Source organism: Streptomyces sp. NBC_00287, from assembly GCF_036173105.1.
Classification (GTDB): domain Bacteria; phylum Actinomycetota; class Actinomycetes; order Streptomycetales; family Streptomycetaceae; genus Streptomyces.
The window spans coordinates 2,052,000-2,075,133 of record NZ_CP108053.1; the positions used below are offsets into that span (position 1 = coordinate 2,052,000).

General features: G+C 70.4%; 23 protein-coding genes. 15 read left to right on the forward strand and 8 right to left on the reverse strand.

Translation table 11 applies throughout. From position 1 onward, the window contains the following. Positions 1-27 precede the first annotated feature (27 nt). A complete protein-coding gene (locus OHT76_RS09340) occupies positions 28-1,635 on the forward strand; it encodes a serine/threonine-protein kinase (protein ID WP_328870291.1) in 1,608 nt (535 codons plus the stop codon). A 30-nt stretch (positions 1,636-1,665) separates the two neighbouring features. Here OHT76_RS09340 and OHT76_RS09345 read toward each other — a convergent pair whose 3' ends face one another. Further along, the gene (locus OHT76_RS09345; RefSeq protein ID WP_328870292.1) at positions 1,666-2,460 is read right to left on the reverse strand and encodes an SGNH/GDSL hydrolase family protein; all 795 of its coding nucleotides are present in this window, start codon (positions 2,458-2,460) and stop codon (positions 1,666-1,668) included. Between the two features lie 315 nt (positions 2,461-2,775). On the opposite strand from OHT76_RS09345, the gene OHT76_RS09350 reads away from it, so the two are divergent. The 7 genes from OHT76_RS09350 to OHT76_RS09380 all read left to right on the forward strand — a co-directional run bounded on the left by OHT76_RS09350 (position 2,776) and on the right by OHT76_RS09380 (position 12,242). After that, a complete protein-coding gene (locus tag OHT76_RS09350; protein WP_328870293.1) occupies positions 2,776-3,981 on the forward strand; it encodes a S8 family peptidase in 1,206 nt (401 codons plus the stop codon). Positions 3,982-4,141: 160 nt separating this feature from the next. Beyond that, positions 4,142-4,558 carry a hypothetical protein gene (locus OHT76_RS09355; protein WP_328870294.1) on the forward strand — a complete coding sequence of 139 codons (417 nt, stop codon included), beginning with the start codon at positions 4,142-4,144 and terminating at the stop codon, positions 4,556-4,558. Between the two features lies 1 nt (position 4,559). Then, positions 4,560-5,681: a GNAT family N-acetyltransferase gene (locus OHT76_RS09360; RefSeq protein ID WP_328870295.1), complete on the forward strand. Its 1,122-nt coding sequence runs from the start codon at positions 4,560-4,562 to the stop codon at positions 5,679-5,681. A gap of 308 nt (positions 5,682-5,989) precedes the next feature. Further along, positions 5,990-6,811 (forward strand): glycosyltransferase family 2 protein, encoded by an 822-nt coding sequence (locus tag OHT76_RS09365; RefSeq protein ID WP_328870296.1) that lies wholly within the window; start codon positions 5,990-5,992, stop codon positions 6,809-6,811. Continuing rightward, entirely contained in the window at positions 6,808-7,797 is a 990-nt protein-coding gene (locus OHT76_RS09370; protein WP_328870297.1) for a glycosyltransferase, read from the forward strand. Before OHT76_RS09365 ends, OHT76_RS09370 begins: the two co-directional genes overlap by 4 nt. Then, complete coding sequence (locus tag OHT76_RS09375) at positions 7,790-8,590, forward strand: polysaccharide deacetylase family protein (protein WP_328870298.1); 801 nt, start codon at positions 7,790-7,792, stop codon at positions 8,588-8,590. Before OHT76_RS09370 ends, OHT76_RS09375 begins: the two co-directional genes overlap by 8 nt. Continuing rightward, complete coding sequence (locus OHT76_RS09380) at positions 8,583-12,242, forward strand: lipopolysaccharide biosynthesis protein (RefSeq protein ID WP_328870299.1); 3,660 nt, start codon at positions 8,583-8,585, stop codon at positions 12,240-12,242. The genes OHT76_RS09375 and OHT76_RS09380 overlap by 8 nt, the downstream gene beginning before the upstream one ends. A gap of 3 nt (positions 12,243-12,245) precedes the next feature. Here OHT76_RS09380 and OHT76_RS09385 read toward each other — a convergent pair whose 3' ends face one another. Next, a complete protein-coding gene (locus tag OHT76_RS09385; RefSeq protein WP_328870300.1) occupies positions 12,246-13,664 on the reverse strand; it encodes a GH39 family glycosyl hydrolase in 1,419 nt (472 codons plus the stop codon). Positions 13,665-13,797: 133 nt separating this feature from the next. Between OHT76_RS09385 and OHT76_RS09390 the strand changes: the two genes are divergently transcribed. Continuing rightward, positions 13,798-14,892: a DUF5925 domain-containing protein gene (locus tag OHT76_RS09390; protein ID WP_328870301.1), complete on the forward strand. Its 1,095-nt coding sequence runs from the start codon at positions 13,798-13,800 to the stop codon at positions 14,890-14,892. Between the two features lie 15 nt (positions 14,893-14,907). Next, on the forward strand, positions 14,908-15,678 hold the full coding sequence (locus tag OHT76_RS09395; RefSeq protein ID WP_328870302.1) for a DUF72 domain-containing protein: 771 nt from the start codon (positions 14,908-14,910) through the stop codon (positions 15,676-15,678). On the opposite strand, the gene OHT76_RS09400 is transcribed toward OHT76_RS09395, so the two are convergent. Beyond that, positions 15,675-16,049, reverse strand: a complete 375-nt coding sequence (locus OHT76_RS09400) for a GntR family transcriptional regulator (RefSeq protein ID WP_328870303.1) — start codon at positions 16,047-16,049, stop codon at positions 15,675-15,677. The genes OHT76_RS09395 and OHT76_RS09400 overlap by 4 nt on opposite strands. 71 nt (positions 16,050-16,120) lie before the next feature. On the opposite strand from OHT76_RS09400, the gene OHT76_RS09405 reads away from it, so the two are divergent. Then, positions 16,121-17,053 (forward strand): GNAT family N-acetyltransferase, encoded by a 933-nt coding sequence (locus OHT76_RS09405; RefSeq protein ID WP_328870304.1) that lies wholly within the window; start codon positions 16,121-16,123, stop codon positions 17,051-17,053. Further along, positions 17,034-17,534: a DUF402 domain-containing protein gene (locus OHT76_RS09410; protein ID WP_328870305.1), complete on the forward strand. Its 501-nt coding sequence runs from the start codon at positions 17,034-17,036 to the stop codon at positions 17,532-17,534. The genes OHT76_RS09405 and OHT76_RS09410 overlap by 20 nt, the downstream gene beginning before the upstream one ends. Here OHT76_RS09410 and OHT76_RS09415 read toward each other — a convergent pair. Further along, on the reverse strand, positions 17,531-18,145 hold the full coding sequence (locus OHT76_RS09415; RefSeq protein ID WP_328870306.1) for a class I SAM-dependent methyltransferase: 615 nt from the start codon (positions 18,143-18,145) through the stop codon (positions 17,531-17,533). The two genes, OHT76_RS09410 and OHT76_RS09415, sit on opposite strands and share 4 nt — an antisense overlap. 140 nt (positions 18,146-18,285) lie before the next feature. On the opposite strand from OHT76_RS09415, the gene OHT76_RS09420 reads away from it, so the two are divergent. Further along, positions 18,286-18,423: a hypothetical protein gene (locus tag OHT76_RS09420; protein ID WP_328870307.1), complete on the forward strand. Its 138-nt coding sequence runs from the start codon at positions 18,286-18,288 to the stop codon at positions 18,421-18,423. Between the two features lie 8 nt (positions 18,424-18,431). On the opposite strand, the gene OHT76_RS09425 is transcribed toward OHT76_RS09420, so the two are convergent. Further along, complete coding sequence (locus OHT76_RS09425) at positions 18,432-18,881, reverse strand: GNAT family N-acetyltransferase (RefSeq protein ID WP_328870308.1); 450 nt, start codon at positions 18,879-18,881, stop codon at positions 18,432-18,434. A 171-nt stretch (positions 18,882-19,052) separates the two neighbouring features. Between OHT76_RS09425 and OHT76_RS09430 the strand changes: the two genes are divergently transcribed. After that, positions 19,053-20,033, forward strand: coding sequence for a lytic polysaccharide monooxygenase auxiliary activity family 9 protein (locus OHT76_RS09430; protein ID WP_328870309.1), 981 nt, complete (start codon positions 19,053-19,055; stop codon positions 20,031-20,033). Positions 20,034-20,088: 55 nt separating this feature from the next. On the opposite strand, the gene OHT76_RS09435 is transcribed toward OHT76_RS09430, so the two are convergent. Together OHT76_RS09435 and OHT76_RS09440 are read right to left on the reverse strand one after the other, a co-directional pair. After that, positions 20,089-20,952 (reverse strand): esterase/lipase family protein, encoded by an 864-nt coding sequence (locus OHT76_RS09435; RefSeq protein ID WP_328870310.1) that lies wholly within the window; start codon positions 20,950-20,952, stop codon positions 20,089-20,091. A gap of 152 nt (positions 20,953-21,104) precedes the next feature. Continuing rightward, entirely contained in the window at positions 21,105-21,548 is a 444-nt protein-coding gene (locus tag OHT76_RS09440) for a MarR family winged helix-turn-helix transcriptional regulator (RefSeq protein ID WP_328870311.1), read from the reverse strand. A 103-nt stretch (positions 21,549-21,651) separates the two neighbouring features. Here OHT76_RS09440 and OHT76_RS09445 point away from each other — a divergent pair, with 103 nt between their 5' ends. Next, positions 21,652-22,026: a cupin domain-containing protein gene (locus OHT76_RS09445; protein WP_328870312.1), complete on the forward strand. Its 375-nt coding sequence runs from the start codon at positions 21,652-21,654 to the stop codon at positions 22,024-22,026. Here the strand turns inward: OHT76_RS09445 and OHT76_RS09450 are convergent. Continuing rightward, on the reverse strand, positions 22,004-23,134 hold the full coding sequence (locus OHT76_RS09450; protein ID WP_328870313.1) for an NADAR family protein: 1,131 nt from the start codon (positions 23,132-23,134) through the stop codon (positions 22,004-22,006). The genes OHT76_RS09445 and OHT76_RS09450 overlap by 23 nt on opposite strands.

Consider the following 23,134-nt stretch of genomic DNA (forward strand, 5'->3'; position numbering starts at 1 on the left):
TTGTGAGGAAAAGGAGATTTCGCGCGCATGCGAATGGGGGCGCCCGTGTCCGACGCACCGGGCAGTGAACGAGTGATCGCGGGCCGCTACCGTCTCCTGTCCCCGCTCGGCGAGGGCGGCATGGGGACGGTCTGGCGCGCCCGGGACGAGGTGCTGCACCGCGAGGTCGCCGTGAAGGAGGTACGCGCCCCGCACGGTCTGCCGGCCGCCGAGGTGGAGCGGATGTACGCCCGTCTGGAGCGCGAGGCGTGGGCGGCGGCGCGGGTGGCGAACCGCAATGTGGTGACGGTGTACGACGTGGCCACGCAGGACGGCCGGCCGTGGATCGTGATGGAGCTGGTGCGCGGGATCTCGCTCGCCGAGCTCCTGGACGCCGAGGGTCCGTTGCCTCCGCAGCGCGCGGCGCACATCGGGGCCGAGGTGCTGGCGGCGCTGCGGGCCGCGCACGGGGCCGGGGTGCTGCACCGGGATGTGAAGCCGGCCAACGTCCTGCTGGCGAACGACGGCCGGGTGGTGCTGACCGACTTCGGGATCGCCATGGTGGAGGGCAGTTCCGCGCTGACGATGACCGGCGAGGTGATCGGCTCGCCCGAGTTCCTCGCCCCGGAGCGGGCGCTGGGACGCACGCCCGGTCCCGAGTCCGATCTGTGGTCGCTCGGTGTGCTGCTGTACGCGGCGGTCGAGGGGAACTCCCCCTTCCGTCAGGACACCCCGCTGAGCACCCTGCGCGCGATCGTCGACGAGGAGCTGCCGCCGCCGCACCGGGCCGGTCCGCTCGCCCCCGTCATCGAGGGACTGCTGCGCAAGGACCCCGCCGAGCGGCTGTCGGCCGAGCAGGCCGAGCAGGAGCTGCGGATCATCGGCGCGGGCGGCACACCCCGCGCGGGCACGGTCCGGGCGGCGCCCTACGCCCCGACGATCGCGGCACACCAGCAGCCGCCGACGCCGACCCCGCCGATGCCGTACGCCGGTGCGCCCACCACGCCCACCACGCCGACGACCCCCACCGGCCCCGAGCGCCCCGACCGCAACCGCCGTGCCGCCGTCGTCCTGGTCGCGGGCCTGGTCGCGCTGGCGCTCGCGCTGGCCGGTCTGACGTACGCGCTGCTGAACCGGGAGGACAACGGCGGTGAGGCCGGAGGCGGCACCACGAGCGAGCCCGAGACACGGACCACGCCGACGGAGACCGGCGAGAAGGACACCCCGACGCCGACTCCGAGCGAGAGTCCGACGAAGTCGACCCCGCCGCCGCAGTCCGTGCAGGTGTCGCTGGCCGGGGCGAACACGGAGTACGAGGGGGTCTGTCCGCCGCCGGAGGCCGAGGCTCCGGCCTTCACGGCCACGTTCACGGTGGGCCGGCTCCCCGCGGAGGTCAGCTATCGCTGGGTCTCGCGGGACGGCGATGTCATGGACCAGGGCTGGAAGACGCTGTCGTTCCCCGAGGGAGGCTCCCGCACCAAGCAGGACCGGGTGTTCGTGACGACGGGCGAGGAGAGCGGGAGCCTCGAGAACGAGATCAGCGTCGAGGTCCGGGACCCGGTCGAGTCGACGTCCAACTCGGTCCCGTTCTCGATCACTTGTGAGACGGAGACCCCGACGGACGGGGTCTCCCCTTCCCCTTCACCGAGCTACTGAAGGAACCGAGCTACTGAGAAGCGGAACCGATCAGGCCGCGCTGTTCAGGACCGGCAGATAGCCGCCGGACTGGCCGGGCGCGGTCGGGTGGTACGACTCGCCGATGTTGAGCCAGTTGACGCTGTGCAGCCAGGAGCTGCCGGAGCAGATCTCATGGCCGGTGAAGGTGGTGCGGACGTCGCCGAACGTGAAGGAGTACGCGGCGGCGCGACGGGCGACGGCGGCGTCCAGGTAGTCGGCCGCGTCGTTGATGGCCTTGCGCTTGGTCTCCGACAGGCCGAGGCACGACTGGCCGAGCTTGTAGAAGCGCGGGTAGCCGAGCACGACGACATGGGCGTTGGGCGCCTTGGCGCGGATCGCCGAGTAGACGTTGTTGAGCTGGCCGGGCAGCGTCGAGTCGACGTACGCCTTGGCGGTGTTGATGCGCGAGATGCAGGAGCTGTCGGACTGGAGCACACAGGTCGTCATGACGTCGGCGAACCCGGCGTCGTTGCCGCCGACGCTGATGGAGACCAGGGCGGTACTGGAGTTGAGCGGGCCCATCTGGTTGGCCAGAACATCACCCGTTCGGGCGCCCGAGCAGGCGGTGAAGGCGAACGACGAGGGTGAGTTGGCGGCCGCCCAGAGGTACGGGTGGGCCTTCGTGCTGCGCTTGCAGTCGCCGCTGGAGCTGATGTAGCTCCCGGCGCCGACGCCTGATGCGTAGGAGTCACCGAGCGCCACATAGGGGCCGGTGGCGGCCTGGGCCGAGCCGGCGCCGGTGAGCACGGCGCCGGCGGCGAGGAGGAGCGAGCTGACGTAAACGGCAATTCGGGAACGTCTCATGGAACCTCCCTTTAGCAGGATCTCTGCCACAACTGTGGTAGCAACTACGCGTGTTGACGGGAAGTGTTCATGCCAAAACTTTCCGGGTCGTTCCACCCTCCTTCCTGTGCGTTCACCATGCGTTCGATTACGTGCTCATGACAGATTTGTTGACAGCCCGTCAACTCCCTTGTTCTACGCCCGTAGAGCACCCACTCTTGATCCAGCCCGGAACGGGAACGCGACGCTCCGCGGCCGTGCGCGCGATCACGTGCGCACCCCCCACAGACGCGTGCCCACCCATGCGCGCGTCGCCAATGAGGAGGACTCCCTCGAATGGCACAACTGCGTAGCAAGAGAACCCGGTTCGCCGCCCTCACCGGTCTGGCGACCGCCGCCCTGCTGGGCGGGCTCACCGCACTCCCCGCCGAAGCGGCACCCGCACAGGGCAAGGTGCTCGCGGCAGGCTCCCCCACCGCGGTCAAGGGCAGCTACATCGTCACGCTGAAGGAGAGCGCCGGGCTCAAGGCGTCCTCGACGGCGGGCAAGGACCTGATCAAGGAGTACGGCGGCACCGTCAAGAAGACCTTCAGCACCGCACTGAACGGCTACACCGCGACCCTCTCCGCGACCGAGGCCGCCCGCCTCGCCGCCGACCCCGCGGTCGCCGTCGTGGAGCAGAACCAGCGGGTCCAGGCGACCGCCACGCAGTCCAGCGCCCCCTGGGGCCTCGACCGGATCGACCAGGCCGCGCTTCCGCTCTCCGGCACCTACACCTACCCGGACACCGCGGGCGCCGGTGTGAACGTGTACGTCATCGACACCGGCGTGCGCATCAGCCACACCCAGATCAGCGGCCGGGCCACCAACGGCTACGACGCCGTCGAGGGTGACACCGTGGCGCAGGACGGCAACGGCCACGGCACCCATGTGGCGACCACGATCGCGGGTTCCACCTACGGCGTCGCCAAGAAGGCGAACATCATCGCGGTGCGCGTGCTCAACAACTCCGGCTCCGGCACCACCGCGGGCGTCATAGCCGGCATCGACTGGGTCACGGCCAACCACACCGGTCCCTCGGTCGCCAACATGTCGCTGGGCGGCGGCGCCTCCACGACCCTGGACGCGGCCGTCTCCCGTTCCATCGCGAGCGGCGTGACCTACGCCATCGCGGCGGGCAACAGCAACGCCAACGCCTCCTCGTACTCCCCCGCCCGGGTCGCCGCCGCGATCACGGTCGGCGCCACCACCAGCACCGACGCCCGCGCCAGCTACTCCAACTACGGCTCGGTCGTGGACATCTTCGCCCCCGGCTCCTCCATCACGGCGGGCTGGTACACCAGCGACACCGCGACCAACACCATCTCCGGCACGTCCATGGCGACCCCGCATGTCGCGGGCGCCGCGGCGGTCTACCTCGCGGGCCACACCTCCTCCACCCCGGCGCAGGTCGCCTCGGCCCTGACCAGCGGCGCCACCACCGGCGTGGTCACCAGCCCGGGCACCGGCTCCCCGAACCGGCTCCTGCGGCTCGTCTCGTAACGCCTGAAGCCCGTCCGTAACCCCTGAACCACGGTTCCCCGGAGGTGCCCCACCGCCTCCGGGGAACAGTCGTCTGTGCGCCCTCGCCGTCTTGACGGCCACCTCGGGACTGCGCCACATTGAAGCCCGGCATCCGGCGCTTCGGGGGGCAAAGTCGCCAATGCAGACGTTAAGGCTGAAGACATCTTCAACGGACGGCACCCAGCGCGCGGGACCGGGGGACCTGGCGCCGCTGCTGGCGGGCGCCGCGACGGCCGTGGGGGCGGCCGGAGCGCTGCTCGCGCTCGCCGACAGCGACTCACCGCTGCGCGGCCCGCTCACGCTGTTCTTCCTGCTCGCGGCACCGGCCGCGGCCATCGCCGCCGCCCTGCGCGGCCTTGAACCCTTCGGCCGCACCCTCGCCTCGCTGGCGGGCGCGGTCGTCGTCAACATGCTGGTGGCCCAGGGGATGCTGGCCCTGCACAGCTGGTCGGCCACCGGCGGCATCGTGGCCGTGACCGCGCTCAGCTCCCTGATCTTCCTGCTGGTTCTGGTACGGCGGCTGCGCGGCCGTACGGAAAGAAGGCGGAATCCCTGACGTGGACATCAGCGTGTACCGTCCCGGCGAGCTGACCGCCGCCGACCGGACGGCGTGGACGGCGATGCAGTCCAAGGCCCATCTGCACGGGTCGCCCGAGCTGGCGAACCCGTTCCTGTCACCCGAGTTCACGCTCGCCGTCGGCCGCTGCCGCTCCGGCGTACGGATCGCGGTCGTACGGGAGGACGGCGAGCCCGCCGCTTACTTCCCCTACCAGAGAACGGCCACCGGTGTCGGCCGCGCGATCGGGCTCGGCGTCTCCGACGCCCAGGGCCTCGTGCACCGGCCGGGCTTCACCTGGGACGCCAGGGAGCTGCTGCGGGCCTGCGGGCTCGCGGTGTGGGAGTTCGACCACCTCGTCGAGGGCCAGCCGGCGTTCCGGTCCGGGGCCACCGGGTCCTACCCGTCCCCGGTCATGGACGTGGACCAGGGCTACGAGGTGTATCTCGGCCAACTCCGGGAGCGCTCCCCGAAGTTCACGAGGACCACGCTCGCCAAGGAGCGCAAGCTGGGCCGCGACCACCCCGGCATGCGGTATGTGCACGACGAACGGGACCCGGCCGCGCTGCGCACCCTGATGAACTGGAAGTCGGCGCAGTACCGCAGGACCGGGCGCAGCGACCGCTTCGCCCAGGAGTGGATCACCCGGCTCGTGGAGCAGCTGTTCCACACCCGCACCGAGTCGTTCGCCGGGGTCCTGTCGGTGCTCTACGCCGAGGACAAGCCGATCGCCGCGCACTTCGGGCTGCGTACCGAACGGGTGCTGGCCTGCTGGTTCCCGGCGTACGACCCGGAGTTCTCGAAGTACTCCCCCGGTCTGGTGCTGCATCTGCGGATGGCCGAGGCGGCCGCCGCCGACGGCATCGCCTATCTGGACCTCGGCCGGGGGCAGAAGGAATACAAGGACTCCCTGAAGTCACGCGAGCTCAGCGTGGCCGAGGGGTGGGTGACGCGCCGTCACCCGGTGGCGTTCGGACATCGGGCACGCCGTGCCCCGGTGCGGGCCCTGCGCAATGTCGTGGTGTCCCGGCCGGAGCTGTTCGAACCCGCCGACCGGCTGCTCAAAAGGGTGGGAAAGATCCGCTCAGGTCGGCGAGTAACGGAAAAACCATCAAAAACGTGAGGCCTCGTTCCAGGTCTTGCCATACAGGCTCAATCATCAATACCGTCGTACATCTCACCCGCATCGGACCATCATCAAGCGGACCAGGGGAGGGCTCAGGGCCGCGATGGAACCGGCGCGGGGCGCGGTAGGGGGGTGCCGCACTCGGTCGGCGTACTCAGGTACGTGGGTCCGAGGCGTGCCGCGCAATCGGCTGCCGTTTCGCGGGAGCCGATGAGTTATGCCAGTGATAACCCCCCTTTCGAACCGGACACACAGCCGGGCCGCCCCAGGGGCGGGCGGTCCACCGGACGAGAGGGACCAGACTCATGAGCTCAGTTCTGCGCCCGGCGGCCACGGGTGCCGTGCATTCCACGGCGGGCGCATATCGACCCGTCTCCTCGCATCTGGCCATCGCGCCGCCGGTGAGCGTGGTGATCCCGGCCATGAACGAGGCGGAGAATCTTCCGTACGTCTTCAAGACCCTGCCGGCCTGGATCCACGAAGTGGTGCTGGTCGACGGCAACTCCACCGACAACACCGTCGAAGTGGCCCGTTCGCTGTGGCCGGACGTGAAGGTCGTGGAGCAGCAGGGCAAGGGCAAGGGGGATGCCCTGATCACCGGGTTCGAGGCGTGCAGCGGCGACATCATCGTGATGGTCGACGCGGACGGCTCCGCCGACGGTCAGGAGATCGTCAGCTATGTCTCGGCGCTCGTCTCGGGCGCCGACTTCGCCAAGGGGTCCCGCTTCGCCAACGGCGGCGGCACCGACGACATGACCTTCATCCGCAAGCTCGGCAACTGGGCGCTGTGCACGATCGTCAACCGCAAGTTCGGCGCCCGCTACACCGACCTGTGCTACGGCTACAACGCCTTCTGGCGGCACTGCCTGGACAAGATCGACCTCGACTGCACCGGCTTCGAGGTGGAGACCTTGATGAACATCCGGGTGGTCAAGGCGGGCCTGAAGGTGCAGGAGATACCCAGTCACGAGTACCTCCGTATCCACGGCACCAGCAATCTGCGTGCGGTGCGGGACGGGTTCCGGGTGCTCAACGTGATCCTCAGGGAACGCTCCAACCGGCGGGCGCTGCGCCGCCGCGCCGAGCGCTCCCCGATGCTCGACTCGGTCCGGGGAGAGGTGTCTTGAGCGGTCCCGACATCTCCGTCGTGATCTGCGTCTACACCGAGGACCGCTGGGAGGACATCCTCGCGGCGGTCGCCTCGGTGCGGGCGCAGTCCCACCCGGCGCTGGAGACGCTGCTGGTCGTCGACCACAACGATCTCCTCAGGGAGCGCCTGGCCAAGGAGTACAAGGAGGCCACGGATGTCCGGGTGCTCGCGAATGCGGGCCCCCGCGGACTGTCCGCGGGCCGCAACACCGGTATCGCCGTTTCCTACGGCGAGGTGATCGCGTTCCTCGACGACGACGCCGTGGCCGAGCGGGACTGGCTGCGGCACTTCGCGGCGTCGTACGCCGACCCGCGGGTGATGGCGGTCGGCGGCCGTACGGAGCCGATCTGGGCCTCGGGCCGCCGTCCGGCGTGGTTCCCGGAGGAGTTCGACTGGGTGGTCGGCTGCACCTACCGCGGTCTGCCGCCCGGCCTGGTCCGGGTCCGCAACGTCCTCGGGGGCAACGCCTCCTTCCGGCGTACGGCGTTCGACGCGGCGGGCGGCTTCGCCACCGGCATCGGGCGCGACGGCGACAAGCGGCCACTGGGCGGCGAGGAGACGGAGCTGTGCATCCGGCTCACCCGGGCCAGACCCGACGCGGTCCTGCTGATCGACGACCGTGCGGTGATCCACCACCGGGTACCGGAGGCGCGCGAGCACTTCGGGTACTTTCGCACCCGCGCTTACGCCGAGGGTCTGTCGAAGGCTCTGGTGGCCCGAAGTGTCGGTGCGGACAAGGGACTTGAGTCCGAGCGCCGGTACGCCACCCGGGTGCTGCCGGCCGGGGTGGTCCGCGGGCTGCGGGACGCGGTGCTGGCCCGGCCGGGAGGTGCGGGCCGGGCGGGTGCGATCGTCGCCGGGGTGCTCACCGCGGCCGGCGGGTATGTCGTCGGGAGTGTCCGGGCGCGCCGGGGCGGTGTGACGTACTCGGTGGGGGCGATCGAGGGGGGCGGGGATGAGTGAGACGGGCGTGCCGGTGCTCATGTACCACGCGGTGTCGTCCGAGCCGAACGACGCCACCCGCACCCTGTCGGTGACACCGGAGGCGTTCGCCGAGCAGATGGCGGTCATCGCCGACCTGGGCCTCACCCCGGTCAACACCGCAGATCTGGCGGCGAGTTGGCGCTCGGGCCGTCCCTTGCCCGAGCGCCCGGTCCTGGTCACCTTCGACGACGGCTACGAGGGCGTGCACCGGCACGCCCTGCCCTTGCTCGCCAAGCACGGCTTCCCGGCCACGCTGTTCGTCTCCACCGGCTGGCTGCGCGGCCCGTACGACACCGGCGGCGCCCTGGACACCATGCTGGACTGGGACCAGGTCCGCGAACTCGCCGCCGCCGGAGTGGAGATAGGCGGCCACAGCCACACCCACCCCCAGCTCGACCAGCTCCCGGACGACAGGCTGCGCCGGGAGCTGATCCTGTGCAAGGAGATCGTCTCGGACCAACTCGGCACGGTCCCCGCCTCGTTCGCCTATCCGTACGGCTACTCCAGCCGCCGGGTGCGCGAGGCGGTACGCGAGACGGGGTACGCGCAGGCGCTGGCCGTCGGCAACGGCCTCGCCCGCCGCAAGCAGGGGCCGTACGCGCTGCGCCGGGTCACCGTCCGGCGCAGCACCGGCGCCGAGGAGTTCCAGCGGCTGGTCGAGGGCCGCGCGATCACCCGTACGTTCGCCCGGGACCTCGCCCTCACCAAGGGGTACGCCATGGTCCGCAGAGCCCGACAGGTACGCCGGAAGGCCATCCGAACCCGTGTCTGACACGACGACCACGACCGAGGCCGCGCAGCCGACCGCCGAGGCGCCCGAGCAGTCGGGGCGCGGCAGCCAGCTGTTTCGCAACGCCTACGCCCTGATGCTCAACACCGGTATCTCCGCGGTGCTCGGTCTCGGGTTCTGGCTGGCCGCGGCCCGCTACTACTCCGAGTCGGCCGTCGGCCAGGGTTCCGCCGCGATCGCCGCGATGAAGTTCCTCGCGGGCCTGACCGCGGTGACCCTGACCGGCGCGCTGGCCCGGTTCATACCGATCGCGGGCCGGGCCACCGGGCGGTTCATCTTCCGTACGTACGCGGGCAGTTCGGTGGTCGTGGCGCTGGCGGCGGGCGTCTTCCTGGTCACGCTGGACATGTGGGGGCCGTCCTACCGCTTCCTGGACGGGCCGGTCGCGGGGCTCGGGTTCGTCGTGGCCGTCGTGGCCTGGAATCTGTTGACCCTCCAGGACGGGGTGCTGACCGGGCTGCGCAGCGCGCTGTGGGTGCCGGTGGGCAACACCGCCTTCTCGGCGGTGAAGCTGGGGCTGCTGGTCGCCTTCGCGGCGGCGGTCCCGACGACCGGGGTGTTCGTCTCCTGGGTCGCGGCCATCGCCATTTCGGTACTGCCGCTGGGCTGGCTGGTGTTCCGGCGTCTGGTGCCACGGCATGAGAAGTCGACCGAGGAGCACGCGCAACCGCCCTCGCTGAGGGAGATCGGCAAGTTCCTGGCGGGCGACTACACCGGCTCGCTGTTCTCGCTCGCCGTGGTCTATCTCATCCCCGTGATCGTGGCCGCGCAGGTCAGCTCCGAGGACAACGCGTACTTCTACATCACCGCGACCATCGGCGGCACGGTCAATCTGCTCGCCATCAACATGGGCGCCTCGCTCACCGTCGAGGGCTCGCACGACCCGAGCCGGCTCGCCTCCAACACCCGGGCTGCGCTCAAGCGCATGGCGAAGATCATGATCCCGGTCGCGGCGATCCTGTTCTTCGGTGCGCCGTGGATCCTCGGTGTGTTCGGTACGGGCTACGCGGACGCGGCGACCCCGCTGCTGCGCTGGTTCGCCCTGGGCGGGCTGCTGCGGGTCGTGATGGAGACCTACTTCGCGGTGCTGCGGGCACAGAGCCGGACCGCCGGTCTTGCCTGGCTCCAGGGCCTGTTGTGCGCCCTGGTGCTCGGTCTCACCTTGCTGCTGCTCCCCCGGATGGGGCTGACGGGCGCGGGCGTCGCCGAGATCATCGCGCTGGCGGTGATCGTGGCCATCGCGGCGCCCAAGCTGTACCGGACGGTCCTGACCACACCGGCCGAGGTCCCCGAGGGCTCCGCACCCGACGGCGACCTCGCCGACCTGGGAGCGCGCGAGCCGGCCAGGCGCGGGCCCGCCTGGGCGCTGGACTCGGACACGCTCGCCCTCGGCATCCACGTCGACTTCGACCACCTGGACCGCCGGCCCGACGTCCGGCCGGGTCCGGGCACCCCGCCGGCCGGAATCCCCGCGCTGCGGAGGCCGACGTGGGCGGTGGGGCTGCCCGTCGAGAAGCGCGAGCCGGAGGTGGACGCCCCGTTCGAGGCGGAGGAGAAGGCCGTCGTACCGGAAGTGCCGGAGGCCGTACGGGAGGAACCGCGCGAAGAGCCCCCGACGCTGCTGCCCACCCGCATCGGTGTGGTCCTCGGCTGTCTGCTGACCGCCGCGCTGCTGCTCTACTGGGTGCCCGCGCTCCGGCTCGGCGAGGCCGATCTGGACGAGATGGGCGGGCTCGGGCTGGTCTCCGTGCTGCCCATGCCGACGCTGATCGGCGCCGGGCTGCTGGTCACAGCCTTTGCCTCGCTGCTCTGGCTGGGCCGCGAGCACCGGGCGCTGCTGCTGGTCACCCTGCTGGCGACCGTCGTCTCACTGCACGCCCTGCCCGCGCTGATCGAGACCGAGCCGCGCTTCGCCACGGCCTGGCAGCATCTCGGCTTCCTCGACTACATCGACCGCACCGGGTCCGCCGTACCGGACCTGGACGCGCGCTGGAGCTGGCCGGGCTTCTTCGCGGTGGCCGCTTTCGTGGCGCAGGCCTGCGGGGTCTCGGATCTCACCGAGGTCATCCGCTGGTGGCCGCTGACCATGCAACTGCTGTACCTGATCCCGATGTTCCTGCTGACCCGCTCGATGCGGGCGAGCTGGCGGGCCCGGTGGACCGGTATCTGGGTGTTCGTGCTCAGCGGCTGGGTCGGCCAGGACTACTTCTCGCCGCAGGGCTTCACCTATCTGCTGTATCTGGTGTTCGTGGCGATCCTGCTGGTGTGGTTCCGGGCGCCGCGGGTGATCTGGACGAAGGTGCGGCCGGGCGAGCTGGAGGTCGAGCCGACGGACCGGCGGCAGCGGGCGGTGCTGCTGCTGGTCGTCATGGGGCTGTTCGCGGCGAGCGTGCCGGCCCACCAGCTGACCCCGTTCGTGATGCTGGGCGTGCTGGCGGTGCTGGTGCTGGTGGGCCGCAGCGAACTGCGCGGACTGCCCGTCCTGTTCGGTGTCATGGCGGTGGCCTGGATCGGCTTCCTGGCCGAGCCGTACTGGTCGGGGCACTTCGACGAACTCTTCGGCGGCGTCGGCGGCGTCGGTTCCAATGTCTCCTCGTCGGTCTCCGGCCGGATCGAGGGCGGCAGTTCCACCCACAAGCTGGTGCTGTACACGCGCGTGCTGCTGGCCGGCGGTGTGATGGCCATGGCCTGCTGGGGCTGGTGGCGCCGCCGCGACCACAAGTACCGCGAGCGTTCCCTGCTGGTCCTCACCTTCGTCCCGTTCCTCGGCTTCGGCATGCAGAGTTACGGCGGCGAAATGGCGCTGCGTGTCTTCATGTTCGCGCTGCCCGGCGCGGCCCTGCTGATGGGCCTGGCCCTCTTCCCGCGTACCGGCGTCACCGCGAAGGAGCGCGACAAGGACCGGGTGAGCCTCGCCCCGCTCGCCGCGCTCATGGCGGGCCTGGTGCTCATGGGCGGCTTCCTGGTGGCCCGTTGGGGCAACGAGCCGTTCGAGCGGGTCAGGCCCGGCGAGGTCGCGGCCATGGAGTACGTGTACTCCCATGACGATCCGAGCGCGCGGCTGCTGTGGCTGAGCAACGACCCCGTCAACGTCGTGACGCCGTCGATGCCTTGGGGCGCGCGGGACATGGAGAAGGTCGAGTATCTGCCCACTCTGGCGCCGGTCGACCCGGTGCTGGTGTCGGGCCTGGTCAAGGCGCTGAAGGACGCGGGTCCGAACTCGTATCTGATGATCAACCGCAGTCAGGTCACCTATCTGCGGATGGACGTCGGCTACTCGAAGGCCTGGGAGTCTCGGCTCATCCAGAATCTGGACCGGCGCCAGGAGCTGAGGAAGGTCATCGTCAACGAGGACGTGACCATGTACGCGCTGCGCAAGCAGCCCGCGGGTGCGGTCCCGAAGGCCGATCCCGGTCCGATCGGACCGCAGGTGACCTGGACGCCCTGGTCGGTGGTCGGGGCGCTGGCGGCGCTCGCGCTGATCGTGCTGCTGGGTGCGCGCGAGGTGGTCCGGGTCGCGGTGCGGCCGAGCGTGCGCCAACTGCGCTGGCTGCAGAGCAGTTTCTGGTTCTCGCTGCCGCTGCTGGCGGTGCTGCTGGCCTCGCTGGTGCAGCGGTTCCTGACGATCAAGTAGCGGTCAGGTGGCTCGGCGGTCGAGCCACCTGACCTCGTAGGCCTGCAACTTGATGCGCTTGCCGTCGACGGTCGCCTCGGCGGACCGGTCCAGGGTGTTGACGACCAGGGCGGTCTTCTCGGTGGCCAGCACCTTGGCGTGCGGGGCGGTACTGAGGTCCTCGTACTCCGTGCCCGGCGGGAACTCGGCCGCGAACCGGGCCAGCAGGTCGTACAGGGGCAGCTTCTGCCCGCCGTCGGCGCCGCTGGTGGGCGTCCAGAGGCAGCCGGGGCACTCGGTGCCCTCCTCGGGCTCCGGGTTCCAGTAGAAGCCGGAGGTGGCGCCGCCCTTGGCCATGGCGATCAGTCCGGCGGCGTGGACGGCCGTGCGGCGGGTCTCGGACCAGCCGTGGCGGTTGTCGTCGCCGTCGGCGGGCTCGACGTAGTACTCGGCCCACCACAGCGGCAGCTCGTCACCGGTCTGTTCGCGTACCCACTCCCCGACGGCGGTGAATTTGTCGGTCGCCGCGAACTCGTCGGGCAGCAGCTCGTCGTCCCGGGTGTAGCTGGAGCCGTCCACGACGACGAAGTCCGCGCCCGCCTTGTGCTCGTTCCAATAGGAGAAGGCATCCAGGACCCGCCGGTCCATCGCGCCCCAACTGCCCTTGTAGGTCGGGGAGGCGTGCTCCTCGCGCGGATCGAGGCTGTCCATCACCAGATACGGCCCGCCGACCATGATCTCGGGGTTGACCTCCTTCAGCGCCTTGTAGATCAGGTTGTACAGCTGCGTGTAGCCCTCGTAGTCCCAGCGGGCCTCGGCGTCGTTCCAGAAGCCCTTGAACTCGTTCCAGACGACGAAGTGCCGTACGTCCGGATAGCGTTTGGCAACCGTCACCGCGAGCGCGGCGAAGTCGTCGAAGTGCTCGGGCTCGGGAGCGGTCTCCAGGGCGGCCTGGCTCCAGTCGGTGTTGTCGACGCCCGACTCGCCGCCCTTCATCCAGTCCGGGGCGCAGCACAGGGTGACGACCGGGGTGCCGCCCGAGGCACGGACGAAGTCGATCCGGCGGTCCATCGCCTCGAAGTCGTAACGCCCCTTCACCGGCTCGGGATTGTCGGCGCCCCAGCCCATGATGTGCTGGATCTGCGGCATCCCGTCGGGGAGCCGTTGCTCGACCCGCTCCACCGCGGCCGCGTCACCCTCGTCGGCGCTGAACTGGGTGTGCGTGAACCCCCAGCCCACCTCCGGCTTCGTGGCGTCCGGCGCCGGGGAGGCCGGGGTGCCGTGCACCTTGTCGCCCTCGCGCGAGGTGCCCTCGGTGCTCGCGCCGCCTCCGGGCAGTGTGTTGAACAGGGTCACCACCAGGGCCAGAGCGGCCACGCCCACGCCGAGCAGCGCGGTGAGCCGCCACCGCCGTGCCCCCGAATTCCACCCATGTCGTCCCATCGAGGGCAACGGTAACGGGGGTGACGGGCGCGAGGGCAGGTTTCGGCGGTGAACAGTCCCGCAGCAATTTCCGGGGGGCTACGTCCGGGGGAAATCCAGTGCACGAAGAGCGTTCGTGCCGGATCATGACGACATGTCTGCGAACCCACACGACGCTCTGCCGATCCGGCTCAACGTCGACGACAGCGACTCCCCGTCCGATGTCGTCGACGCGCTGTTCCTCGGCCGCTTCGCGACGGGCGAGCAGCCTTACTCGCACGCGGCGAACATCGACCGCGTACGGTCCGGCGCGACGCTGCTGCCGCCGGGCGCCCGGGTGCTGCGGGTGGCCCGCGACGACGACCGCAGCGCGACCCTCGCGGAGGGCGACGGCTGGACCCTGCTGGTCTCCCGCTGGAACCGCGGCGCCGATGTCACGGTCACCGCGACCACCGCCGACCTGGCCGAGAAGGTCCTCGACCAGGCCACCGACGGCGCGGCGGACGAGCCCGAACCCCAGCCGGAGAACGTGACCATGGGCTTCTGGTACGTCTCCCCCAGGCGCGGCCCGCACCGCACGACCCGCCAGATCTCCGCGGGCACCTGGGAAGAGGTCCGCGCCAACTACACGGCACCGGTGGCGGACGCGATGGACCGCCTGATGAAGACGACCCCGGAGGACATCGCGGGCCGGCTGCTCCTGCTGCACGGCCCGCCGGGCACCGGCAAGACGTCCGCGCTGCGTACGCTCGCCCGGTCCTGGCGGGACTGGTGCCAGGTGGACTGCGTGCTCGACCCGGAGCGGCTGTTCAGCGACGTCGGCTATCTGATGGACATCGCGATCGGCGAGGAGGACGGCACCGGCAAGGGGCGCTGGCGGCTGCTGCTCCTGGAGGACTGCGACGAGCTGATCCGCGGCGAGGCCAAGCACACGGCGGGCCAGGCGCTGTCCCGGCTGCTGAACCTCACGGACGGTCTGCTCGGCCAGGGCCGCAATGTCCTGGTCGGCGTCACCACCAACGAGGACCTGGAGCGCCTGCACCCGGCCGTGGTCCGCCCCGGCCGCTGTCTGGCCCGGATCGAGGTCGGCCCGCTGACCCGGTCGGAGGCGGTGGGCTGGCTGGGCGCCGAGGAGGGCGTGGGCCGCGAGGGCGCCACCCTCGCGGAGCTGTACGCACTGCGCCGGGGCACCTCCCCGACGTCGCTTCCGGAGCCACGGGGCCAGGCGGACGCGGGCCTGTATCTGTAGTGCTTTGATGGTCGTATGACCCTCTACGTCGGTACGTCGGGGTGGCAGTACCGGGACTGGCGGGACGTCCTGTACCCGTCCGGGTGCCCGATGCGGCTCTGGCTGGAGGAGTACACGGAACGCTTCGCGACGGTCGAGATCAACAACGCGTTCTACCGGCTGCCGTCGCGGGAGAACTTCGAGGCGTGGCGGGACCGGGTGCCCGGGGACTTCGTGGTGGCGGTGAAGGCGAGCCGCTATCTGACGCACATCAAGCGGCTGCGGGACCCGGAGGAGCCGGTGGAGCGCCTGATGACCCATGCTCAGGGCCTCGGCCCCCGCCTGGGCCCGGTGTTGCTCCAGCTCCCCCCGACCCTGCAAGCGGACCCCGCCCTCCTGGACGCCTGCCTGTCCTGCTTCCCGTCCGGCACGAGGGTGGCCGTGGAACCACGGCACGACTCGTGGTGGACACGGACGGTACGGGAGGTCCTTCAGTCGCGTGGCGCGGCCCTGTGCTGGGCGGACGTCGAATCCCGCCCGGTGACCCCCCTGTGGCGCACCACGGACTGGGGCTACGTCCGCTTCCACCAGGGCAGAGCCCAGCCCTGGCCCCGCTACGGCCGCCAGTCCCTGACGACGTGGGCGAGCCGCATCGCGGACACCTGGCCGGACAGCCGGGATGTGTACGCGTACTTCAACAACGACCCCGGAGGGGCGGCGGTGAGGGATGCGGTGGAGTTCGGGAGGACGGCGACTAAGGCGGGACTGACGGTGACACGGACACCGGACCGGGTACCCGCTGCCTAGTGGTCTTCTCCGTACGCGGCCCGCAGAGCATCTCGTACGGCCTCCAGGGCGTCCCCTTCGGCAAGCCCCAGCCGCCGGACACGCTCCGCGTACGCCTGAGCAGCCGCTGCGGCTTCCCGCTCCGCGGCCGAGCCGGCGGCAGCCACGAACGTGCCGTTGCGCCCCCGGGTCTCGATCACCCCGTCCGTCTCCAGCGCCCGGTACGCCTTGGCGACGGTGTTCGCCGCGAGCCCCAGCGACTCGGCGAGCCCCCGCACCGTCGGCAGCCGGTACCCCACCGGCAGCACCCCGGTCCGCGCCTGCTCGGAGATCTGCGCCCGCACCTGCTCGTACGGCGGCGCGCTGTCATCGATGTGGATCTTCAAGGTCACGGACCGATTGTCCCGTACCCGCAGGAAAATGAGAGGCACACGGGCCTGCCCCGCCCGTAACGTGCGGCCACATGACTGTCATTGTGCGCGAGATCAGGCCCGAAGTCCGAGCTGACCTGGAGGGTTTCGCCACTGTCCGGCACAGCGCCCTGCCCTTCTACCTCGTCAGCCCGGACGCCCTCGCCTACGACCTCGCCCACATCCATGCCGACGCCCGCTACCGGCCTCTCGTCGCCGAGGAGGACGGCGAGATCATCGGCACCGCTCAGGTCGGCCTGCTCCACGAGAACCCCGAGCCGCTGCAGGGTTTCGTCAACGTGTACGTGCATCCGGACCGCACCCGCAGCCGCGCCGGCACGCTCCTGGTCCGCGCCGCCGAGGAGTATCTGGCGGGCCTCGGCGCGACCCGGCTGCTCGCCTGGGTCCTGGACGAGCCCGGCAACCGCGCCTTCGCCGAGGCACACGGCTACCGCCCGGGCCGTTCCGCGCACTTCCTCCGGCTCGACCTCGCGAACGGCGCGCTTCCGCCGCTCCAGGACCCGCCGCCCGGCGTCGAACTGCGCCCCGCCTCCGACTTCGCCGACAATCCGCGCCCGGTGTTCGACCTGGACGCGGAGACGACGGCGGACGAACCCAGCGAGGCCGGCGCCGCCGAGCTCAGTGACTACGAGGCCTGGCTGGAGGAGACCTGGCGGCACCCGCTCACCGACCTCGAGCTGACCACGATCGCCCTGGTCGACGGCCGCCCCGCCGCCTTCAGCGCCGCCCGCACCGACGGCGGCACCCGGTACGGCACCGGCATGACCGGCACGGCCCGCGCCTTCCGCGGCCGGGGCCTGGCCAAGCTCGCCAAGAACGACTCCCTGCACCGGGCCCGCGCGGCCGGGTACACGGAGGCTTTCACGGGCAACGACACCGGCAACGAGCCGATGCTCGCGATCAACAAGTGGTTCGGGTACGAGATCTGTGCGACGGAGGTGCGGTATGTCCGTGAACTCGGCTGATCCGGGAACGATGGTGGACGTCGTTCTCGTCAAGAGCGGCCGTACGAAGATGCGTTACCCGGCGGAAGTCCTGGCCGACGACGGCATCCGGATCGTCGTCCGCGCACCCTTCGCGGGCGAGCAGGTCCGCGACTTCGGCTTTGTGCGCTTCGAGCCGGGTGACGTCTTCACCGAGTACTACTGGCGGGACCGCTGGTACGCCGTGATGGAGGTCCGCGATCCCTCGGGCACGCTGAAGGGCTGGTACTGCGACATCGCCCGCCCGGCCACCCTCTCCGGCACGGAGCTGGTCGTCGAGGACCTGGACCTGGACCTGTGGCGCTCGGCGGACGGCACGGACGTACGGCGGCTGGACGAGGACGAGTTCGAGGAGAGCAACCTGCTGGAGACGGACCCGGAGGCGGCGGCCGCGGCAGTGGCCGCCCTCGACACCTTGGAGAAGCTGGCCCTGGAGGGCGGCTTCGAGGCGCTGCTGGCCTAGACCCTCGCCACCACCACGTACCGCTCGTCGTCCACGGCCTTCCCCCACAGCAGCGGGTCGCCGGACAGCCGCTCCACGCGCACGTGCGAGGCGAGCGGGGCGAGGAGGCCGGTGAGCCGGTCGGCGGCTATGCCGACCGGGCTGACCGTCCCCCACACGCCCTCGACCAGGACAAGCCGCCCTTCCGGGCGCAGCAGCCCCACCCAATGCCGCAGCACGCGCGCGGGTACGGGCAGCGTCCACAGGACATGCCGTACGAGCACCACGTCGAACCGCTCCTCCCCCACCGGCGGCACCGCCGCGTCACCGACCAGGAACGCCGCGTCACGGCCCGCGAGCTTGGCGCGGGCGAGGCCGACCATGGCCGGGGAGCTGTCCACGCCGGTGACGCGGTGTCCCTGTTCGGCCGCGAGCAGCGACAGGCTGCCGGTGCCGCAGCCGAGGTCGAGCACATCGCTCGGCCGCCCGGGCAGCCAGTCGCGCAGCCGTCCGGACCAGGCCCGGCGCACGTCGGGGTCGCGCAGGCCATGGTCGGGCTCGTCGTCGAAGGAAGCCGCCGCCGCGTCCCAGTCGGTACGCGGTGCGGTCGCGTCGTCACTCTGTTTCCCCATACGCCCGAGAGTGACACGCGCCACTGACAGTCCGAATCGTGACAACGGCCACTGACAGAACCGCACCGATGAGGAAGGCTCACCGAACGGGTCTACCTCCGTGAGAACACGGAACACGGTAGGCACTGAAGGAGGCAGCCATGCGCCGCATCACCGTGCAGAAGCCCCTGAAGAAGACGGACTCGCGCCGGATGACCGGCGAGGAGGCCGAGGAACGTCCCGCGGGACGACCCGAGGTCCGCAAGGACATCGCACGAACATGGTGGCCGGACGGCTGACCGGCCCTTCAGTCCAGCCGCTTGCGGTAATGGAAACGGTCGTAGACGCCCTCGACGCGGCGTTCGACCACCTCGTAGCCGAACTTCGGATAGATCTTCTGGTTCTCCCACATCATCGCGTTGGTGTAGAGCCTGATCTCGGACAGCCCCCGCACACGCGCGTGCGCGTCCACGAACTCCAGCAACCGCCGTCCCACCCCCGTCCCCTGGGCGTCGGGGTGGACGGCGATGTTGTCGACGTACAGATGGTCCGCGTGCTCCTCGACCACCACGAGGCCGATCACCGGATCCCCCGTGACGAACACCTGCCCCGCGGCCACGTTCGCCGCGTGGTCCCTTTCCATGGGCTGCGGCACCAGGCCGATCCGCTCGATGTAGTGGTGATACGCGGCGTCGGTCACGCTCTTCACAGCCGCCACGTCAGCGGCGCTCGCGGGCCGGATCTCATCGTCTGTCATGGCCCGAACCGTACCTACCTGATCGCAGTCTGAGCACTCCCTTAAAGCGACCATAAGGATCTCCATCACCCGCCTCCAGCAGGCGATTTCGCGGTTCTCTCGGGCTAGCTTGCTGATCGCCCCCCACGGGTTCCAGCCAAGCAACCGACGACCGTTTCCCAGGAGTTCCCCATGCCCGCACGCCGCAGGGTCGCCACCGCAGCAACCGTCGCCGCCGTCGCGCCGCTCGCCCTGACCGCGCTGGCCGCCGCGCCCGCCTCCGCGCACGGTTCGATGGGGGACCCGGTCAGCCGGGTCTCGCAGTGTTACGCGGAGGGGCCCGAGAGCCCGAAGTCCGAGGCCTGCAAGGCGGCCGTCGCGGCCGGTGGCACCCAGGCGCTCTACGACTGGAACGGCATCCGGATAGGCGACGCCGGCGGACGCCACCAGGAGCTGATCGCCGACGGCAAGCTGTGCAGCGCGGGCGCCGACGAGTTCAAGGGCCTGGACCTGGCCCGCGCCGACTGGCCGGCCACCAGCGTGAACAGCGGGTCGTACACCTTCAAGTACCGCGTGACCGCCCCGCACAAGGGCACGTTCAACGTGTACATCACGAAGGAGGGTTACGACCCCGCCCAGCCGCTGGCCTGGGACGATCTGGATCTGCAGAACCCGGTGGCCACGGTCACCGACCCGGCAGCGTCCGGCGGCTTCTACACCTTCTCCGGCACCCTGCCGAAGCGTTCCGGCAAGCAGGTGCTCTACGCGGTGTGGCAGCGTTCGGACAGCCCGGAGGCGTTCTACTCCTGCTCGGACGTCGCCTTCGGGGGCGGTGGCAACACTGGTGAGAACTCCGCCGCGCCCTCCGCCTCCGCGCCCTCCGAGGAGCAGATCGAGGACGGCTCCGACGAGTCGACGGTCGAGCACCACGGTCACGGCGACCAGGACGCCGGTACATCGGCGGAGCCGGTCGCGGAGGCCACGGCAGAGCCCACGGAGGCCGCCGCCAACCAGCCCAAGGCGGCCGGTGCCACGGAGAACCTCGCCGAGACCGGTGGCGACAGCAGCACCTCGTACATCGCGATGGGCGGCGCGGCGGCGCTGGCGCTCGGCGCGGCGGCCCTGTTCATGTCGGTCCGGCGGCGCGCGGTGGGCGGTCGGCACAGCCGCTGACCTCAGGACTCCGGGGCCTGACCGGCGGCTCAGGCTGGTCAGGCCCCGGCGGAACTCAACTGAACACCGACGCACAGGTGGTGGGCGTGGCCCGCGCCGGATCGAGGGCGTTGGCCACCTCGTGGAAGGCGATCCGGTCGATCAGCCCGATCGCCACATGCTCGGACAGGTCCACCGGGCACAGGTCCTGGAGCAGGACATTGCGTACGTTCGCCCCGTCGAGGAACTGGCTGCGGTACGGCGTGACCACCTGGTCGTACTTGGTGGCGATGACCGTGTACCGGACCCCGGGGACGGTGTCCCCGCCCTCGTTCAGCTTGGTGAGGAACGCGGAACCGACGATCTGGTCGGCAAGGCCGGGCGTGGCGGCGGAGAGCAGGTCCTCGGCGCCCGGGAAGTACGGGAGCAGATTGGTCAGGCCGGACAGGTTCGTACCGTGGTTGTCCGGTGCGATGCCCACGAGGGCGTTCACCTCGGCCGCTCCACCGAGGAACTTCAGATAGTGGCGGGGCATCATGCCGCCCTGCGAGTGGCCGACGAGGTCGGTCTCGGCGGCGCCGGTCGCGGCGAGCACCTTGTCGACGAAGGCGTCCAGTTGCTCCGCCGACTTGTCGATCGGGCCGAGGCCGTAGAAGAACGGCACGCCCGGCAGTTGGCCGTAGTCGAGCGAGAAGACGCAGTAGCCGCGCTTGGTCAAATAAGGCGCGAGGCCCAGCCAGTTGTCGACGGAGTTGCCGAAGGTGCCGTGCACCAGGACGACGGGTCGGGGGTGGGCGGCGGACGGCTTGCAGGAGTAGTTGTTCCAGCCGCTGCTCGGCGCCTCGGCGGCATGAGCGCTGGTCGCGGCGGGGACAACGGCGACCACGGCGGTCAGCAGCAGCGCGGTCAGGGGTCTGAGCAGTCTCTTCCAGGGCAGCATCGGGTGATCTCCTTGCGGCTCAAGGGAGTTGCGATGGCTTTACGCCCTGTGATCCGGATCACGGGATGCTGTTCACTTGTCAAGTTACGGACGAGTAGTTCAAGGGGGAAGTTACGCGTCAGTAAAAACTTCCAGTGATAGTTGATGACTCGTCACCAGGTGGGGCGCACGGGTCCATTGGGCGCGATGCGCAGCAACTGACGCCCCAGCGCCCGCACTTCCGCCTCCCCCAGCACCGCACTCCACTCCCGCACGACGTCCGCCGCCGCCTCCTCCGCGGCCCGCGTATTGGCCCACCCGTGCTCGGTCAGCACAAGGAGCCGGGCGCGCGCGTCCCGCGGATGGGGCCGCCGCTCGACGTACCCCTTGCGCACGAGCTCGTCCACGAGCTGGCTCGCGGCCTGCTTGGTGACACCGAGATGCCCGGCGAGCTCGGTGACGGTGGCACCGCCCGCCGCGATTCGCGTGAACGCGAACCCATAGGCGGATCTCCCCTCGAAACCGCGCGCGACCACACCGTCGTTGATACGTCGCACCAGCTCACCCGCGGTGGCGAGGAGGGCGAAGGACAGGGAAAGGGCCTCGGAGTTCTGCACGGGGGCATTCAAAACACCCTTGACGATTCGGTCAAGCGGCTTGACTATAGGGGCGTACCGAATAGTCAAGCTGCTTGACCATCGCCAGGGGGAGAACCAACCCATGCCAGTGATCCGCTCGTCCGACGCCGTCACTCACGAGATCCACGGCGCCCGTTTCGTCTCGTACGCCACACCCCGCACCGGCAGCAAGGAGCTGTGCGCCTGGCGCGGCGAGGTCCCGCCGGGGACCAAGGCGCCGGCGCACACCGTCAACCGGGAGGAGATCCTCCACGTCCTCCTCGGCAATCTGCGCGTCACCCTGGACGGCCGCACCGACGACATCGGCGCGGGCGACACGCTGATCATCAACCCGGGCGCGACCCTCGCGGTCGAGAACCCGACGGATCAGACCGCGATCACCTGGGTGACCACGTCCATCGGTCTGACCGCGGACCTGGCCGACGGCACCCGTATCACTCCGCCGTGGGCCAACTGACCGACGCGAGCAGCAGTTCGGAGCGGACCAGCTCCAGCAGCCGCCCGACCCAGTTGCGTCCCCGGCCGTCGGTCCAGAAGGGCGACTCCGAGTAACCGGTGTAACTGATCCGGGCATCCCCGGTGGACAGCAGTACGTCGGCAAGCTCGGGATGCTGGCCGAACTTGGCCCGCAACAGCCCGCCCATGACACCGACCCGCAACTCGGCCCATCCGTCCCGCCGGACCGCCTTCCCGCCCAACTCCTGGGCGTCGTCGGCGGTTTCGGCGGCACGGATGCGGTCGCGGTCGGCGGGGTCGGCTGCGGACAGGGACCAGTAGCCGTGCAGGACGGAGGCGTAGGTCCGACCGCCGTAGTCGATCGACACGGGGTAGTTGTTGCGCAGCACGAAGAGGCCGGGCTCCTCGGGCCAGCCGCGGGGATAGACGACCTGGTGGGAGACGAGGGCCGACTGCCCGGGTCCGGCCGGGTCGTCGGCGTGCAGGACGGCCCGCTGTTCCTGCTCCCGCCGGACACCCTCGTCACCGCGGTCGAAGTAGGCCAGCGCGTCCCGATGCATCTCGGCGGTCGCCACCGGACCGTCCCCGTCGACGGGTTCACCGAGGTCGGTGACCAGGATCCGCAGCGGCCGGTCCTGGAGATCCATGTCCCCGAGGACGTAGATCCGCAGATGGGCCGGCACCGCCAGATAGGCCTCCCGAAGCAGAACCCGGCGAGCCTCCGAAGGCTCCCGCTGATAGCCCCGGATCGCCTCCTGAAGCCGGTCCCAGGCAGTCGGCCGACCGCTCAACTCCTCGATCTTGTCGGCAACTTCGAGGAGAAAACTCTCAGGCGTGCACGGCTCGGAATTACGGGAACGCCACTTGGGGGCATCGGCGGGACGGGCGGGAGCGTCGGGCTTCGTCGCGGAGACGCGCCCCGACCGGAGCAACTTCTCCAGCCCCTCCAGATCGGTCCGCTCCTCACAGTGCACGGCACCGTCGGCGAAGACGACCAAGTCCTCGACGAAGTACTCCTCGTTGTACGTACTCCGCCGCCAGACATGGCACCAGGTCCCGTCGATCTTCTCCCCGTCAACGACCCGGTAGGTCGGCCTGCGCCAGCTCAT